Below are 16823 nucleotides of genomic sequence, written 5' to 3' on the forward strand. Positions count from 1 at the left end.
GTCCATAAGGACTGCATTATCCTTAGAAAGGAGGTGATCCAGCCGCACCTTCCGATACGGCTACCTTGTTACGACTTCACCCCAATCATCTGTCCCACCTTAGGCGGCTGGCTCCTTACGGTTACCCCACCGACTTCGGGTGTTACAAACTCTCGTGGTGTGACGGGCGGTGTGTACAAGGCCCGGGAACGTATTCACCGCGGCATGCTGATCCGCGATTACTAGCGATTCCGGCTTCATGCAGGCGAGTTGCAGCCTGCAATCCGAACTGAGAATGGTTTTATGGGATTGGCTCCACCTCGCGGCTTCGCTGCCCTTTGTACCATCCATTGTAGCACGTGTGTAGCCCAGGTCATAAGGGGCATGATGATTTGACGTCATCCCCACCTTCCTCCGGTTTGTCACCGGCAGTCACCTTAGAGTGCCCAACTGAATGCTGGCAACTAAGATCAAGGGTTGCGCTCGTTGCGGGACTTAACCCAACATCTCACGACACGAGCTGACGACAACCATGCACCACCTGTCACTCTGTCCCCCGAAGGGGAAATTCCTATCTCTAGGAGTGTCAGAGGATGTCAAGACCTGGTAAGGTTCTTCGCGTTGCTTCGAATTAAACCACATGCTCCACCGCTTGTGCGGGCCCCCGTCAATTCCTTTGAGTTTCAGCCTTGCGGCCGTACTCCCCAGGCGGAGTGCTTAATGCGTTAGCTGCAGCACTAAAGGGCGGAAACCCTCTAACACTTAGCACTCATCGTTTACGGCGTGGACTACCAGGGTATCTAATCCTGTTTGCTCCCCACGCTTTCGCGCCTCAGCGTCAGTTACAGACCAGAAAGCCGCCTTCGCCACTGGTGTTCCTCCACATCTCTACGCATTTCACCGCTACACGTGGAATTCCGCTTTCCTCTTCTGCACTCAAGTCCCCCAGTTTCCAATGACCCTCCACGGTTGAGCCGTGGGCTTTCACATCAGACTTAAAGGACCGCCTGCGCGCGCTTTACGCCCAATAATTCCGGACAACGCTTGCCACCTACGTATTACCGCGGCTGCTGGCACGTAGTTAGCCGTGGCTTTCTGGTCAGGTACCGTCAAGGTACCGGCAGTTACTCCGATACTTGTTCTTCCCTGACAACAGAGCTTTACGACCCGAAGGCCTTCATCGCTCACGCGGCGTTGCTCCATCAGACTTTCGTCCATTGTGGAAGATTCCCTACTGCTGCCTCCCGTAGGAGTCTGGGCCGTGTCTCAGTCCCAGTGTGGCCGATCACCCTCTCAGGTCGGCTACGCATCGTCGCCTTGGTGAGCCGTTACCTCACCAACTAGCTAATGCGCCGCGGGCCCATCTGTAAGTGTCAGCCGAAACCGACTTTCAACCTTCCCTCATGCGAGGGAAGAAATTATCCGGTATTAGCTCCGGTTTCCCGAAGTTATCCCAGTCTTACAGGCAGGTTGCCCACGTGTTACTCACCCGTCCGCCGCTAACCACCGGGAGCAAGCTCCCAGTGATTCGCTCGACTTGCATGTATTAGGCACGCCGCCAGCGTTCGTCCTGAGCCAGGATCAAACTCTCCAATAAGATGAGACTTCCATTGCAGATGGTTTTCCTGCAATGGTTAGTCGAATCAATCAGGTATTTACAGGCAGTTTATCCGACAGGATTTACTGCATGTTAATACGTGGAAAAGTTGAGTTGATTAGCTCAAAAATGTTACGTTGGCTTCGTTTCAAACGAAACGAATATTACTGTTTGTTGACGTTTTTGTTTGTTTAGTTTTCAAAGAACTATCTTGCCTCTTATTACAGCGACAAAAACAAATATATCACATTCACTTCATAAGTGTCAATACATAATTTTCATTCATTAAGTTTGACCTCTCGTGAAGGAACTTTTATATCTTATCACCTGAATCACCCGTGTTCAATATATAATTTTTTCCAATTAGACGTAAATATAAAAAAAGATAAAAACCAAAAAATAAAATACCTCTCTCCATTTAATTAGGAAAGAGGCAACAGCAATATTATTGTTTATTAATCACGAAATCAAATGTCTTTGTTGCTTTAGCAATTGCACCGCCATCATTTTTAAAATTAGTGGTTTTACTAGACTCTGATGGTTCGATATGAATGCTGAGTTTGTTTTCTCCTGCATTTAATTTAATAGTATGCGAGAAAGTCATATCACTATTAATTGTTACAGGCTCACCATTTATAGTAAGAACCCCATCTTTAATGGCGTTACCTTGCAGCGTTACCGTGTCAGATGATACCGTTTGCCCATCAGTATGGGAAGTTATAACAACTGGCTGATCAATCCAACGGACAATCTTATCCTGAACGACCATTTGGTTTCCACCCTGGTTTGAAACGACGATAGAAAGATCTGTACCTTGTGCTCCGTATCCGTAAAAGCTGACATCATCATCATTTGGATTCGCTGCCATATGGTCAGGCAACCCTTCTTGATCCCATGTGCCATTTTTTACGTATTTATACGTTAATACTTCACCTTCCTGTGCTTCGACAGTATATTCATAATCATTGGTGACTGCCCCTGCACGCGTCATTTGCCATGCACCGGTGTTCCAGCCGTTTTGATTACCAGGCATCGTAATATAAATTCCTTGTGGAGTATAGGCTGGTGCGTTCACCTTAAATGTTACCTTTACGGTTACTAATTCAGGTGTAACAGTTACAGGATTGGATTTCACCATATTTCCGGCCCGGTCATAAACTTGTACCTCGTACGTATACGTTTTTCCGTTTGTTACATTAATATCTCGATACGATTCTTTTGTCACATCCAGCAGCTGATAAATTTTTATCCCGTCTCGGACAATAACAATCATATATGGATCTTCATTTCCTTCCAGTTTCCAAGAAAGGTTCACTTGCCCTGATTCCTGCTGCGGCTTAGCCAGGGTTATTTTTTCTACGGGGGATGTCGTATCAACCCCTTTGGTAAAGGTTACAGTCTTTATTTCACTTGTAACCCAGGTGCGGCCTAAGTCATTTGAAAAGGCAAATCGATACTCATAGCTGCCTTCATCAAACGCCAGGAAATTAGAACTAAAGACATTCGACACATCCTGTTGATTTACGTAAGTAGCATTGTAGGAAATCCAATTTTCGTTTCCAGGTTGTTTTACTTCAAGTTTAGCCTGCAAGCCTTCCATTTCTCCCGTTTCTGTTTCACCTTTTACAAAGAAATTTGCTGTGACTGTTTCAGGTTTTGAAAGATCAATACTTGCTTGTTCAAGTGATGTGACGTTTTCAATTTTGTAGTTATCTTCCGTTAATTTCACATTCGGAATAACGGCAGTTTGGAATTCCACCTTCTCAGAGCTATTGCCATTTTTATCAAGCGCTGCCACTGCAAAGTAATATTTTCGGCCATTATCTAGCCCATCAATTGTTACACTATTAGAAGAAGACTCTTTTACTTTTTCATAAAAAGCACCAGAAATCGTTGTTTGATAAACAGCATATCTTTGCGCATCTCCTTCCCATTTAATTACAGCTGAGTGACTGCCTTCTTCCACTGTTAAATCCGTAACAGCAGCAGGACGTTTTAGGTTTTGACCTTTTTCCGAAACAAGCATACGCCCGCTCATGGCCGGAACAGTTACAGTCAGTTTTCCATCCTTTGATTCTACTGTGTATTTTTTATCAAGCTGGTCGGTTAACTTAATCCCGTTTATCATTATATCTTCCATATTTAGTACGACTGTTTTTGGATCGTTGCCGCGGTTTGTAAGGACGATCCCAACATTCTTTTTATCTGAGCGTGAAAAGGCTAGCACATCACCTATCGCATATAAATGGTGCAAATCACCATAGCTAAACAAATCATGAAAATTCGATCTTACATTTCCGATGGCTTGATAATGTTTGATTAACTCCTTATCTTCGCTGCCCCATGGATATGTCCGGCGGTCATCAGGATCCTTGGAACCGGTCACACCTGCTTCATCCCCATAATAAATAGTCGGTGCACCTGCATAACCCATCTGCAAAATGGCAGCCAGCTTTAAACGTTGAATTCCGAGCTTCGGGTTATAATTCTTATCGAATTCCGCTCTCTCAAAAGAGTCTGTTCCATTCCCGAGAACAAACGCTGCACGGGCAGTATCATGTGAACCCATCAGATTCATAAGGGAATAAAATGCTTCTTTTGGATAGTCCTCGTAAACAGCATTGAGCTGATTTTGTGCACCTTCAGCGTTTCCAGATTTTAGGTAATCGATCATAGCACCGCGGAAGCGATAATTCATTACGGAATCATATAAGTCACCCAAGAAATATTTGGAGGCATCGTCCCAGATTTCTCCCAATATTAATGGTTCGTCTTTCTTTCCAGTCTTAAGTTCTTTTCGAAACTCCCTCCAAAACTGAGGATCCACTTCGTTCGCCACATCTAAACGCCAACCAGAAGATCCCTTGTTAATCCACGACTTGGCTACCGAATCTTTATCATACATAATGTAATTGGCGAACGAGTTATTATTTAGCTCAGATGGATAATCAACTGCTTCACCAGGAATGGATTTGATTTCTGGAAGTGAATCGTACCCCCACCAACACTGGTACTTATAAACACCGTCAACTTTTTCATTTTGAATGTTAAACCAGTTTTCAAAACCGTAAGGGCTAAATGTTTGGCCCTCAGATATAAACTTTTCTTTTACTTGTTTTTTAGCCTCATCTTCTGACACTCCCTGATTCACAAGGTTGTAAATAGAAGACCAATACTCATAAGCACCTACTGTTGGATATTTACTGTAACGGTCAAAGTAGATGGAATCATCACCAACATGGTTAAATACACCATCTAAAATCAAATGCATCTTTCGTTTCTTTAACTCCTTTGTAAATGCCTCGAACTCTTTTGGGGAGCCAAACATCGGGTCGACATTTTTATAATCTGCAGCATCATATTTGTGGTTCGATGCTGCTTCTGCAATTGGATTTAAATAAAGTGTGTTTACCCCCAATGATTGGATATAGTCCAATTTCTGTTGAATACCTGCAATGTCGCCGCCAAAGAAATCATTAGAAAAGATGGCATCGTCTTGATATCCTTCGGTCCCTTTCAAACGAGGATTATCAGGCAGATCATTCCACTCCTTATGTTCAATTGGCTCTCCCCCGCGCGCATTGCTTTTGGCATTATCATTTTTCTTATTTCCATTGTAAAAACGGTCAGGGAAAATCTGATAAACGACCGCTTCCTTCATCCAATCAGGAGTTTTATATGACGGGTCATATACCGTAAGCTGGAATAATGATGCGTTGGAGTCAGATGCCGTACCTATTCCGCCTTCTTGGACATCTTCCCCATATTCCTTCTGTCCTGGGCCATCTTGAGCAATAAATTTATACCCGTATACCCCCTCTTCTTTAGGCGTAACGTCCGCTTCCCAAAACTCCACTTGCCCGCCCTTTTGCTCAAGCCAGCCGGCATATTCCATATCCACAGTAACAGTGTTACCGGAATTATAGTTTTTTAGCTGAACCTTCGCTCCAGTTAGGTCCCCTTTCTTCGCTTGAAGACGAAGCTTTACAACATCCCCTGCTTTTACCGCTCCAAATGGTGAACGGTAAGCCATATCCCATGTATTATGGTATAGCTTGTCCCCCTGAACAATGCCATCAGGCAGTCCCGGATCATAATCGGTAAATACTTCTTTTGTATCATGGTTATAAAAGAATGTGACTGCTGCGTCCTTTAGGACATTTAACACAAAGTTATTAGCTGGATAAGCAGGTGCACTCCAGTTATCCCCGAGAACAATTTTAAATTCATGTTTCCCTTTTGGAACTTGAGCCGTATATGTGTACACGTTGTCATGGTCTTCATCATGCAAAATCGCCGTTGATTCACCAGGTGACCACTCGCCCCCGGCATTAAGCTCTGGCTGAATATCACCAACAATTCTTGGCTTTTGATTATCCGGCATCTCAATCGGTACTGTTACTCTATGAGTGGTATCATCATAAATAAACCTAACCTCTGTTTCTTTATCAAGTGATAATTTATAATTATCACCGTTCCGTGCCCCGTCTGCCCCGTAATTCTCATCCCAGGTGCCATTTATGGCAATTTTATATTCATAATTTCCTGCAGGCAGTTTGCCGGTTAGAATGTATTTTCCCGTTTCCTGCAGCGTCATTTGTGTAGCTGGATCTGCAGGATTCCACTCACCGGAGCCTCCCAGCTCATCTTGCAGGTTACCAACTAGAGTCACGATCCGTCCTTCTGCATTTGTTTGTGCCGGATGAAAAAAAGCTGTTCCTGCAATCGTTTGCACTACTAATGCTAAAAGTGCAAGGTAATTCATCCACTTACGTGATTTTCCTTTCATTCATTTTCCTCCCCCTTTTTTTTGCGCAAACGTTTGCACAATTTTAAATAGAAAACGCTTACTTGCACCTATTATCTCATCATCAATATCTCGAAAAGAATAGGTCTTTGCTACTAATATTTACTAAAACTTAAATCACGGACACGATTGCGTTAGGCTAACTACTCCTACGGCTTCATGGTCCAGTACCTTCACCAGGTAGTCGCACATGACTTCACACAAAATAAAGAGGAGACACACGCCTCCTCTTAAATTGGGCACCCTATTCTTGGAATTTCACTCGAATGTTTCGGCGCCCCTCATCTTCATTACCTTCTTCAGGCAAGGTGTCATTTTTTATAAAAAACGAAAGAACCAGCGTCAAAAGCGATAGTACAGCAATCACCATAAATGCCATGTTGGCACCATGGATATCCGGATATAGGATTCCCGGCTCATCCTTCGCCGATGCAGCAGTTGTCGTCATCACTGTGACAAGAATAGCGGTCCCAACTGATGCGGCAATCATTTTCATCGTATTATCCATTGCTGCCCCATGGGGAATGAGCCGTTTCGGAAGCTGGTTTAGGGCTGCAGTGGCAGCCGGCATCATAACCATGGAGAGGCCGAACATCCTAATGCTATATAAAACTGTAATAAAGGTAATAGTCGTGTCTGGCCCCAATTTAGTAAACGCAAATGAGGAAGCTGTTATTATGATTAAACCCGTGATTACCAGCCATCTAGCACCGATTTTATCAAAAATCCTACCGATAATCGGTGCCAAAATTCCGCTTATTAGCGCGCCCGGTAACAGAGCAAGGCCTGCCTCAAATGCTGAGAAATCTCTCATATTCTGCATATATAAAGGAATGATAGTTTCAGCACCAATTAACCCCATAAACCCAACCATACCGATAATGATGGCATGTGGGAAAATTGAAATTTTAAATACTCTAAATTCCAGCATGGCATGTTCGAGACGTAACTGTCTTGTAATAAACCATACCAAGGAAAGACCTCCGATTCCTAATGCAAAAAGAGTGATGCCGCTTCCCCAGCCAAAATTTCCTGCACAAGTGAATCCATATAGAAGACTGCCGAATCCAATAGAGGATAAAATAATGGAAAGACAATCGACTTTGGGTTTCGATAATTCGGTAACATTTCTCAAGGTGAAGTATGCGACAACAATGTCTATTAAAGCTATTGGCAGGATGATAAAAAACAAGAGGCGCCATGAATAATGGGACGTAATCCATCCCGATAAGGCGGGCCCAATCGCCGGAGCAAAGGATATAACAAGTCCAACCAGTCCCATAGCAGCGCCGCGTCGATTAACTGGAAAAATCAGCAAAAATACCGTTTGCATCAACGGCAGCATCACTCCAGCTCCGCATGATTGAATAATTCTTCCTAATAAAAGAAATTCGAAATTTGGGGCTATTCCCCCAACTATTGTACCGGCTGCAAAAATGCTCATTGCAGTCAAGAATAACTGGCGGGTGGTAAACCGTTCTAACAGGAATGCACTTACCGGTACCATAATACCGTTGACAAGCATAAAAATGGTCGTCAGCCATTGCGCACTGTTGGCAGTAATGTTCATTTCCTTCATTATTGGAGGTATTGCTGTAATCATCAAGGTTTGATTTAAGATTGCGATAAAAGTTCCCGCTAAAAGAAGCGCCACGATTGGGCCTCGTTTATTAGTGGATCTATCCATTTCTCATCCTCCTTTATTTTCAAAAACGTACTTTTTAGATTACATGATTTTGCCACTTTGTGCTAACTATTTATCTTGAATGAGTATGTCTTTTTTATCTATTATTCTTGCGACATTCTTAACAGTGTACATTTTTCCATTTACACAAAAAAACCCCCTCATCCACCGAGGGGGCCAATCCCAATTTCTTCTATAATATTATGATAAAATTCGTTTTTCACCTTCAATAGCATGAATCGGATCGATGTTTTGTGTAAATTCCAGTGCGCCGACGTAATTGCCCACTTCATCACGAACCGCAAAATAGCGAATGTAAACATATTTATCACGGAACTTAATCCAGAAGTCCTCACTGTCTTTCTTTCCTGATTTAAAATCTGCTAATAATTCCTCCACGACATGTACGCTTCTTGGCGGGTGGCAGTTTTGTACAGTCCGGCCGATGATGGCTTTGGTTCGGGCAAAGATTCGATCCTTGCCATGTGAGAAATAACGGACCACATCCTGATGATCAATAAAGGTTATATCAACCGGCAAATGGTTTAATAACAGTTCAAGCTGTTTTAACGAAAGGATCCCGGTTTCCATTTTAATATAGCCTTCGGAAATGGCATTTTCATCTAGTGCCTTCCGTTCTGGTTTCCAAACTTCCTCCGGTTCGGTTAGGCAAAAACCGATTTCATCACTCTCATGGGCAATCTTCACCCATTCATCTTCTGTGAAATTGGCCAGCGCCATCGGGAACAGAATGTTCTCCTCCCGATAAATCATTGCTGTTACCTCTTCGATTACCCAGTTTAGTTTTTCAATTACAACCTGCTTTTCACCATTATAATGAAGCAGTGTTTGTCTCACTTCTTTGATAGCATCGCGGATGAAGTCATCGATTCTCCACATATTATTTGTTGGACCGTAAATGCCGTAGTTTTCTAAGTACGGAAAAATCAAATGCTCTTTACGATTGAAATGTTTATCAATATCAAGCAGTAAATTGATATCCTCTAAGAGCTTAAATACATTTTCCGCATGATCCTCTTTTTCAAATTGCCATAAATGCACTTGGAGCTGCGTTTTCACCAATTTATCAAGCTCTCTATTTTCCAGCTTAAAGGTGTGAATTGGGTGTCCCGGCTGCTCCTCAGAACGTTTTTCGCAGTTATCTTCCTCAATTCTGCCTTTAAAAATATCAGTGTGCTGAGTGTACAGTCGCTGAAGTTCTTCTGCCGGCATAATTCCCTCGTTGTCAAACTCCAGTTGCAGCTGCGCAATTTCCTCTATGGTCACTTTACCAATAAAAGCATCGAAATGAGCCGTCACTTCATTTATATTTCTTCCACTATGAAGGTCTCTGAAAATTTCTTTTAAAATTTCGAGGCGCTCTGTATTCTTATATGTTTGTTGTTCACGGTTATTTATGAATTCACTCATATCCAGGATTCTCCTTCACAAGTTGCTTTTTTAAAAAATATCACTAATCCTGGTTCGAGTTTGTGATTAAAATCATTCATTACTAAAGAAATATTAACAACTTGTGAACAATGAAAACCCCCATAAAAAAGCTTCAGTTTCTAAAAATGAAAACTGAAGCTGAACCGCCTATTTACCGATAAATGAAGCTTTACGTTTTTCAAGGAATGCCGCGGTTCCTTCCTCTTTGTCAAGGGAGCTGTACAGTACGGCCTGAGCCAGTTGCTCAATCAATATACCTGTTTGAATATCTGTTTCCGCTCCGCTGTGAACCGCCAGCTTGGCAAGCCTTACTGCTAACGGACCTTTGGATAAAATTTTTCCTACCTTTTTCACAACTGCTTCCCACAACTCTTCTTGTGAAACTACTAATGATACTAAGCCGATTTCCTTTGCTTCCTGGGCAGTGATCATGTCACCTGTTAAAATCAAATCCAAGGCTCTGCTTTCGCCAATCAATCTTGTCAGCCTTTGGGTCCCGCCTGCTGCTGGAATGACCGCCAAGTTAAGTTCAGGCAGTCCAAATTTAGCGTTCTCACTGGCAATCCGTATATCACAGGACATCGCCAACTCACTGCCCCCTCCTAAAGCATAGCCGTTTACAGCGGCAATGGTCACCTTGGAGCAGCTTTCCACTTTTTGATAAAAACGGGACATACCGAATCCTATAGCATCCATAGGTTGATAGCCATGGACCTGATTAATATCTGCCCCAGCCGCAAAGGCTTTATCCCCTGTTCCGGTAAAAACAATTACCCCAATACTATCATCCCGTTCAAGTGCTTCAAACCCCTCTTCCATCTCAGTAATGGTATCCTGATCCAAGGCATTCCGAACGCTAGGCCGATTGATTTTGATAACCCCGATAGACCCTCGCTTTTCCACCAAAATATTATCAAAAGACATTCTACTATTCTCCTTAAAGATTCTATTTTTAGAGCATCGTCAATCCGCCGCTGACCGACAACGTTTGTCCAGTCACATATCCCGCATCATCTGAAACAAAGTAAGCCACCGCGCCAGCAATATCCTGTGGCTGTGCCAATCTTCGGAACGGAATAGCTTTTTCTAGAGCACTGGCAATTCCTTCATTATATGAGCCGATTTCCTGGAATAATGGGGTGTCACTCGGACCTGGCGCCACACAATTTATGTTGATCTTATGACGGGCCATTTCGCGGGCCAGTGTTTTTGTCAGCGCTACTACGCCGCCTTTTGCAGCGGAATAAACAGCTTCACCGCTCGAACCAACCCTAGCTGCATCAGATGCAATATTGACAACCTTCCCGAAACCGTTTTCAATCATAAGCGGCAAAATCTCCTTGCACGTATGGATATGCCCCATTAAATTAATATCAATGATTTTCTTCCATGTGTCTGGCTCACTCTTTAAAAATGGCTCAACTTTATCCCAGCCGGCGTTATTCACTAACACGTCAATTTTCCCATACGCTTCAACTGATTCCTGAACCGCGTTTTTCACACTTTCCAAACTAGTAACATCACAATGAACCGCAACTGCTTCACCGTCATTTTCTTTAATTTGCGCAACAGTTTCCGCAGCGCCCTCCTTATTAATATCAGCAACAATTAAGTCCATTCCTCGTGATGCTAGTAATTTAGCAATCTCTCTGCCAATGCCGCTGCCGGCACCGGTAACAAATGCAATACGTTTTACCATTGTTTATCCCTCCAATTTTTAAACCTTATCAGCAAATTTTTCATTTATCATATCCCGTAAGCGGAACTTCTGGATTTTCCCGCTTGGTGTTCGCGGGAAATCGTCAATCACTTCGAGGTGCTCAGGCCAATATTGCTTGGCGACACCTCTTTCTGCTAAAAAGGCCTTCATCGCATCAAAAGTTAGCGGTGCTGCACCCTGTTTCATGCTTATAAATGCACAGGCTTTTTCCTGCAGACGTGCATCTGGCATGGCAACAATTTGAACGACTGACACATCCAGGTGCTCGTATAAAACATTTTCCACATACGCAACCGGGATGTTCTCGCCGCCGCGAATAATAATGTCCTTGTTACGGCCGGTAATGCGGATATAGCCGTCCTCATCTATCATCGCCCGGTCACCTGTGATGAACCATTCCCCGTCAAACTCAGACCTTGTCAACTCTATTCGTTTTAAATAACCAACAAACAATGAAGGCCCTCTTACCAGTAAACTCCCTTCGACGTTAGGAGGCAGTTGATTACCTACTGCATCCACAACCTTAACCTCAAGCCCCGGGAATGCTTTTCCATCAGTAGAGGTGAGCTTTTCCTCAGTATCGTTTGCAAGAGTCAGGGTAACCAAGCCATTTTCGGTTTGCCCCCAGCCCGAGAGAATTTGCGCTGGCAGCTTCTGACGGGCCTGTTTCACAAGTGTTCTTGGAATTGGTGCTCCAATTGCTGCAAAGTACCGGAGTGAGCTCAAATCGTATTTTTCGATTCCGTTGAAATTGATGGTATCCTGTAAGAATGGTGTTGCCGCCGTGGTAAAGGTAATTTTCTCTTTTTCTATTAATTGAATGAATTCTTCAGGGTTCCAAATATCCTGATAAACAGCACTTCCCCCATAAATGGCCGGTAGGCGGACGCCATATAGGAAACCGGTTTGATGGGCAAAGGTGGAAGCCATGAAAATTACGTCATTAGAAGTTAATTGAAAATGGTCAATCCAAAGCTCTGATGCGAACGTCACAGTATTGTGGGTGTGCATGACACCTTTTGGTTCACCCGTGGTTCCTGACGTAAAAATGATTTCTGTTACTTCATTAGGATTAAGGGCAATCTGATCCAAAGCAGAGGGCTCCCTTTGCTCTTCCCAAGGAGCATCCATTAAATAGGAGAAAGATTTCATTCCCTCCGGCACTTTTTCACCAACGACAAAAATATGTTCCAGTGAGGGCCATTGCGGCTTAAGTCTCTCAATCATTTCCGGATAATTGAAACCGCGGAACTCGTCGGGTACGACAATCATCTTGGATTCAGCGAGTTTGACCATAAAGCCAATTTCCCGATCACGATAAATCGGGATTAATGGATTGCTGATGGCGCCGATTCTTGTTGCTGCAAAATGCAAAATCACAAACTCATTCCAGTTAGGCAGCTGGATGGAGATGACATCTCCCTTTTTCAATCCTAATTCAAGCAAACCAAGAGCCACACGGTCTACCAGTCTCCCAAGCTCTTTGTAGGTGTATCTGCTTTTCTTGTCAATAATGGCTGCTTTTTCAGGATACTTTTCAATTGCTTCCTTTAAATAATCAAGAATCGTCTTATTTGACCAATTCGATTCATATTTTTTGATATCCTCATCCGTTAAAATCGTTTCGAAACCCATCAGCTTGTTCTCCCCCTACTAAAGGTAATATTGGTTTACTGCCTGAATTTCTTAAAATCAACCGGACGTTTCTCGACAAACGCATTTCTTCCTTCTGCCGACTCATCCGTTTTGTAGAACATCGCTAGGCTTGCCATTGAAATTTGCGAAATCCCTTCAATATTGGCAGAATCTGCATTAAAGGAATATTTCAGCATTTTAATTGCCGTCGGGCTCTTTTCTAAAATTTTCCCCGCCCATTCCTCTGCAGCCGCCATCAATTCGCCTTGTGGGACGATTTTATTGACAAGGCCCATTTCCTTTGCCTCCTGCGCCGAATACTTTTCGCACAAGTACCAAATTTCCCTTGCCTTTTTCTCACCGACAATCCTCGCAAGATAGGCAGATCCTAACCCTGCATCATAGCTGCCCACTTTCGGACCGCTTTGGCCAAAAATGGCATTTTCAGCGGCGATGGTTAAATCGCAAACCACATGAAGAACGTGGCCGCCGCCAATAGCATAACCGTTTACGGCTGCAATAACCGGCTTTGGAATCGCGCGAATTGTCCGGTGCAAAGCTTCAATTTCCAATCCGATGCCGCCGCCAAGTCCACCTGAGCTATCATAGCCACTGTCACCTTTATTCTTTTGGTCACCGCCAGTACAAAAGGCTTTTTCTCCTGCTCCTGTTAAAATAACCGCGCCAATTCTGTTATCATCCCAGGCATCCCGAAACGCCCAAATTAATTCTTGGACAGTTTGAGCACGAAAGGCGTTATAAACCTCCGGGCGGTTAATTGTTATCTTGGCAATTCCATCCTTTTTCTCATAAAGTACATCTGTCATTTCCATTTTTCATTCCTCCATTTTCTTTGCTAAAATTTTCAAAACAACTTGCCCTCTGACCACTTCAAAACCAGATTGATTGATGCATGTTACCTTTTCGGTAACCCAATCCATTTCTTGATTAACATCTATGGTTTCTATCTCAACTGTCAACATATCGCCGATATGGACTGGATTTAAAAAGACGAGTTCTTTCTTCAATATCACAGCAGGGTGACAGGTCAATTCTTTGCCCATCGCCTCCGCAATCAATCCCTCACAAACAATTCCCGGAACATGAGGCAGTTCAAACCATGTCTCACTTTGATACACCACATTAAAATCCCAGGTTAAAAATTTCCACTTTTCAACATCTTCACTAATAATGGTCCTTTGGATTCTCGCTATTTGTCCGATAAAAAATGTTTCAGCATCATCCATTCGGGAAGTAGTCTCCTATTTTAATAGGGACGAAATTCTTTCCCAATCAATTCTCGAGCAATGACCATTTGGTTAGCCTGTGCTGTGCCATCCCCAATTTCCAACCCAATTACATCCCGAAGCCTTTGTTCAAGCGGCATTTCCTTCGTATAGGCGTAGTGGCCATTAAGAAGCATACATTCATGGATTGCCTCCTGTGCATATTTTGGTCCTAGCCATTTTACCGAGGATGCCTCTTTTGTATGTTTTTTCCCATTGTCACGAAGCCATAGGCCTCGATATGCCTGCCACTTAATTAACTCCAACTGCGTATAGTGGATGACGATTGGAAAAGAAACTCCCTGAAATTTTGCAAGTGGTCTGCCAAAAGCCTGTCTCGTTTTTACGTGTTCAATGGTCTCATCGATACTTTGGAAGGCTGCCCCTGCACACTGGAGTCCAATTAACAAGCGGCTAAGGTCAAACCCATTCATAACTTGGAAAAAGCCATTGTTTTCAAGTCCGATTAAATTTTCTTCCGGAACCTCGACATCCGTTAAATAAATCGACCCTCTTCCAATCGGTACATTACCCATGTCGTCATAACCTTTACATTCCACGCCAGGAGCATCGGCAGGCACGACGAGGGCACTGATACCTTTACTGCCGGAGTTGGGGTCTGTTTTCGCAAAAACAATAAAGGCATCGCCAATCGTTGCCGCACTGATACCTGATTTTTCTCCATTTAAAATGTAGCGGTCCCCTTTATGTACTGCTGTCGAGCGGATTCCTGCAGCATCGGTCCCGGCCGCTGGCTCGGTAATTGCTACTCCAACAATTTTGTCACCGCTAGCAATTTGCGGAAGCCAGGTTTTTTTCAATTGGTCTGTCGCATGATTGGTAATAATTTCTGAGGCTAAGGCATTTAGCATGACAGCATAGGTCAGGTTAAAATCTCCTCTTCCGACTTCCTCTGCCGCAATACCGGTTGTTACACAATCCGCCCCGCTGCCGCCATACTCTTCGGGAATTCTTAGTCCATTCACTCCAAGTTCCCCGAGTTTTTTCCACAAATGGCGGGGATGTGTCTTCTCCCGGTCCCATTTTGTATATTGGGGAAGTAATTCATTTAAGGAAAATTCTCTTAGCATTTCACGAAAATATTCTTGTTCATCTGTAAAGGTAAAATTCAACAAGATGATTCCCTCCTTTACCTTTCTATATTGCAAATTCCGTGCCAACATAGAATTCACTATTTTACCGGTTTCCGAGTTTTGCATTTTTGCAAATTCACTATTTTTCGCATATTTGCGAATCCGATTTGCGAAAAAAAACACACACACTAGAAAAAGTGTGTGTGAATAGATAAAATTATCATTTATTTAGTTTATATTTCGCTATTTTTCTATATAGGCTGGCTAGATGAATATTAAGCAATTGGGCTGCTTTTGTCCGGTCGCCGTCTGCTTCCTTAAGTGCACGCTGGATTGCGGAAACTTCTGCATTTGAGACAGCTTCCTCTAAACTTAAGAGTTTAGGTGTTTCTTCCGTCTCCGTTTTTTCAACTGAACTTTCAAGAGATGGGGAAATAAACAAGCTTTCCATTGTCAGTGTTTCCCCCTGAACAATGTTCATCCCCCGTTCAATAACCGCTTTTAGTTCGCGGACATTCCCAGGCCACTCGTAATTCAAAAGCCATTCCTGGAGATTGGGTGCTAAGTATTTTACCTCTTGGACTAATTTTTCATTGAAATATTCGATGAAATAATAGGCTAACGGTAAAATGTCCTCTTTTCTCTGCCTTAATGACGGTATTTTTAATTCAAACACATACAAACGATAAAACAAATCCTGCCGGAATTTGCCTTCCTGAACCAAAGTTTTTAGGTCTCTGTTCGTTGCCGCAACAATCCGGATATCGACATTCTTGCTCCCAGTTCCCCCAAGCCGCTCCACCTCTCGCTCTTGCAGCACTCGGAGCAATTTCCCCTGTGCTTGATAAGGCAACTCAGATATTTCATCTAAAAATAGTGTCCCGTTCTGCGCCAATTCAATTTTTCCAGGCTTTCCTTCTTTCTTCGCCCCGCTAAATGCCCCTCCTTCATAGCCAAATACTTCCGATTCAAATAATTCATCAGGAATCGCTGCACAGTTAACCGCTACAAACGGATGGTTTTTTCTCGAGCTAAGTCCATGAATGGCCTGGGCAAACAATTCCTTCCCTGTACCGCTTTCGCCAGTAAGCAGCACAGTTGAACTACTGGCTGCAATCCTGGCAGCCAATTCCTTAATTTGCGCCATCAATGGGCTGTCGCCAATAATCTCCTCAAAACTATATCGATTCCCGTTGGCTGTCTTTGATCTTATTTTTGGCTTATCCACCATCTGCAGAAAGGAATAAAATTCAGCATGATCGATTTCTTCTTTTCTTAAAATGACCGAATAAATGAGATGTTTGTCCTTTTTTTCGATTCGAATTAAACAGGAATGGCCTTTAATCACACCAGGAATAACTGGTTTTCCAACAGCAGAGGTTGGCCGACTTTTTGTGGCTCCTTCAACGATATGCGCAATCGAAAGCCCTATTAGTTCAGGCTTTTCAAAAGCAAAACAGCTGCAAAATTCAGGGCTGACATCTACAAGAATCCCCTTTTCATTCACTTCCATTGATCCCCAATACCCTGTGCGGTTATCAACTTTTTGGGTTAGTTCCATTCACATCA

Annotated in this window: 10 protein-coding genes and 1 rRNA gene; all 11 read right to left on the bottom strand. The window is 43.3% G+C overall.

All coding sequences use genetic code 11. The annotated features are described in order from the left end of the window. Positions 1 to 26: 26 nt before the first annotated feature. A 16S ribosomal RNA gene (locus tag QNN06_RS20875) occupies positions 27 to 1576 on the bottom strand. Between the two features lie 445 nt (positions 1577 to 2021). Then, positions 2022 to 6365, bottom strand: a complete 4344-nt coding sequence (locus QNN06_RS20880) for an alpha-amylase family glycosyl hydrolase (RefSeq protein ID WP_213121043.1) — start codon at positions 6363 to 6365, stop codon at positions 2022 to 2024. Between the two features lie 262 nt (positions 6366 to 6627). Beyond that, positions 6628 to 8070 (bottom strand): DHA2 family efflux MFS transporter permease subunit, encoded by a 1443-nt coding sequence (locus QNN06_RS20885; RefSeq protein ID WP_213121042.1) that lies wholly within the window; start codon positions 8068 to 8070, stop codon positions 6628 to 6630. 198 nt (positions 8071 to 8268) lie between these two features. Continuing rightward, positions 8269 to 9498 (bottom strand): DUF438 domain-containing protein, encoded by a 1230-nt coding sequence (locus tag QNN06_RS20890; RefSeq protein ID WP_284035893.1) that lies wholly within the window; start codon positions 9496 to 9498, stop codon positions 8269 to 8271. 168 nt (positions 9499 to 9666) lie between these two features. Further along, positions 9667 to 10443, bottom strand: coding sequence for an enoyl-CoA hydratase/isomerase family protein (locus QNN06_RS20895; protein ID WP_284035894.1), 777 nt, complete (start codon positions 10441 to 10443; stop codon positions 9667 to 9669). A gap of 28 nt (positions 10444 to 10471) precedes the next feature. Continuing rightward, entirely contained in the window at positions 10472 to 11218 is a 747-nt protein-coding gene (locus QNN06_RS20900; RefSeq protein ID WP_213121040.1) for an SDR family NAD(P)-dependent oxidoreductase, read from the bottom strand. An 18-nt stretch (positions 11219 to 11236) separates the two neighbouring features. Beyond that, on the bottom strand, positions 11237 to 12874 hold the full coding sequence (locus QNN06_RS20905; RefSeq protein WP_284035895.1) for an AMP-binding protein: 1638 nt from the start codon (positions 12872 to 12874) through the stop codon (positions 11237 to 11239). Positions 12875 to 12909: 35 nt separating this feature from the next. Next, positions 12910 to 13707 carry a 1,4-dihydroxy-2-naphthoyl-CoA synthase gene (menB, locus tag QNN06_RS20910; protein ID WP_213121038.1) on the bottom strand — a complete coding sequence of 266 codons (798 nt, stop codon included), beginning with the start codon at positions 13705 to 13707 and terminating at the stop codon, positions 12910 to 12912. A gap of 3 nt (positions 13708 to 13710) precedes the next feature. Then, positions 13711 to 14121, bottom strand: coding sequence for a hotdog family protein (locus QNN06_RS20915; protein ID WP_213121037.1), 411 nt, complete (start codon positions 14119 to 14121; stop codon positions 13711 to 13713). 20 nt (positions 14122 to 14141) lie between these two features. Beyond that, the gene (locus QNN06_RS20920) at positions 14142 to 15296 is read right to left on the bottom strand and encodes an acyl-CoA dehydrogenase family protein (RefSeq protein ID WP_249367013.1); all 1155 of its coding nucleotides are present in this window, start codon (positions 15294 to 15296) and stop codon (positions 14142 to 14144) included. A 178-nt stretch (positions 15297 to 15474) separates the two neighbouring features. After that, on the bottom strand, positions 15475 to 16815 hold the full coding sequence (locus QNN06_RS20925; RefSeq protein ID WP_284035896.1) for a sigma-54 interaction domain-containing protein: 1341 nt from the start codon (positions 16813 to 16815) through the stop codon (positions 15475 to 15477). Positions 16816 to 16823: the final 8 nt, after the last annotated feature.

The sequence above is a fragment of the Neobacillus sp. 114 genome (genome assembly GCF_030127045.1).
Lineage (GTDB): Bacteria > Bacillota > Bacilli > Bacillales > Cytobacillaceae > Neobacillus > Neobacillus rhizophilus.

What these genes read in the sequence shown, in the direction of transcription:
- QNN06_RS20880 (WP_213121043.1), bottom strand. Translation starts at nt 6,365, where the DNA reads ATGAAAGGAAAATCACGTAAGTGGATGAATTACCTTGCACTTTTAGCA.
- QNN06_RS20890 (WP_284035893.1), bottom strand. Translation starts at nt 9,498, where the DNA reads ATGAGTGAATTCATAAATAACCGTGAACAACAAACATATAAGAATACA.
- QNN06_RS20885 (WP_213121042.1), bottom strand. Translation starts at nt 8,070, where the DNA reads ATGGATAGATCCACTAATAAACGAGGCCCAATCGTGGCGCTTCTTTTA.
- QNN06_RS20925 (WP_284035896.1), bottom strand. Translation starts at nt 16,815, where the DNA reads ATGGAACTAACCCAAAAAGTTGATAACCGCACAGGGTATTGGGGATCA.
- QNN06_RS20895 (WP_284035894.1), bottom strand. Translation starts at nt 10,443, where the DNA reads ATGTCTTTTGATAATATTTTGGTGGAAAAGCGAGGGTCTATCGGGGTT.
- QNN06_RS20900 (WP_213121040.1), bottom strand. Translation starts at nt 11,218, where the DNA reads ATGGTAAAACGTATTGCATTTGTTACCGGTGCCGGCAGCGGCATTGGC.
- QNN06_RS20915 (WP_213121037.1), bottom strand. Translation starts at nt 14,121, where the DNA reads ATGGATGATGCTGAAACATTTTTTATCGGACAAATAGCGAGAATCCAA.
- menB (WP_213121038.1), bottom strand. Translation starts at nt 13,707, where the DNA reads ATGGAAATGACAGATGTACTTTATGAGAAAAAGGATGGAATTGCCAAG.
- QNN06_RS20905 (WP_284035895.1), bottom strand. Translation starts at nt 12,874, where the DNA reads ATGGGTTTCGAAACGATTTTAACGGATGAGGATATCAAAAAATATGAA.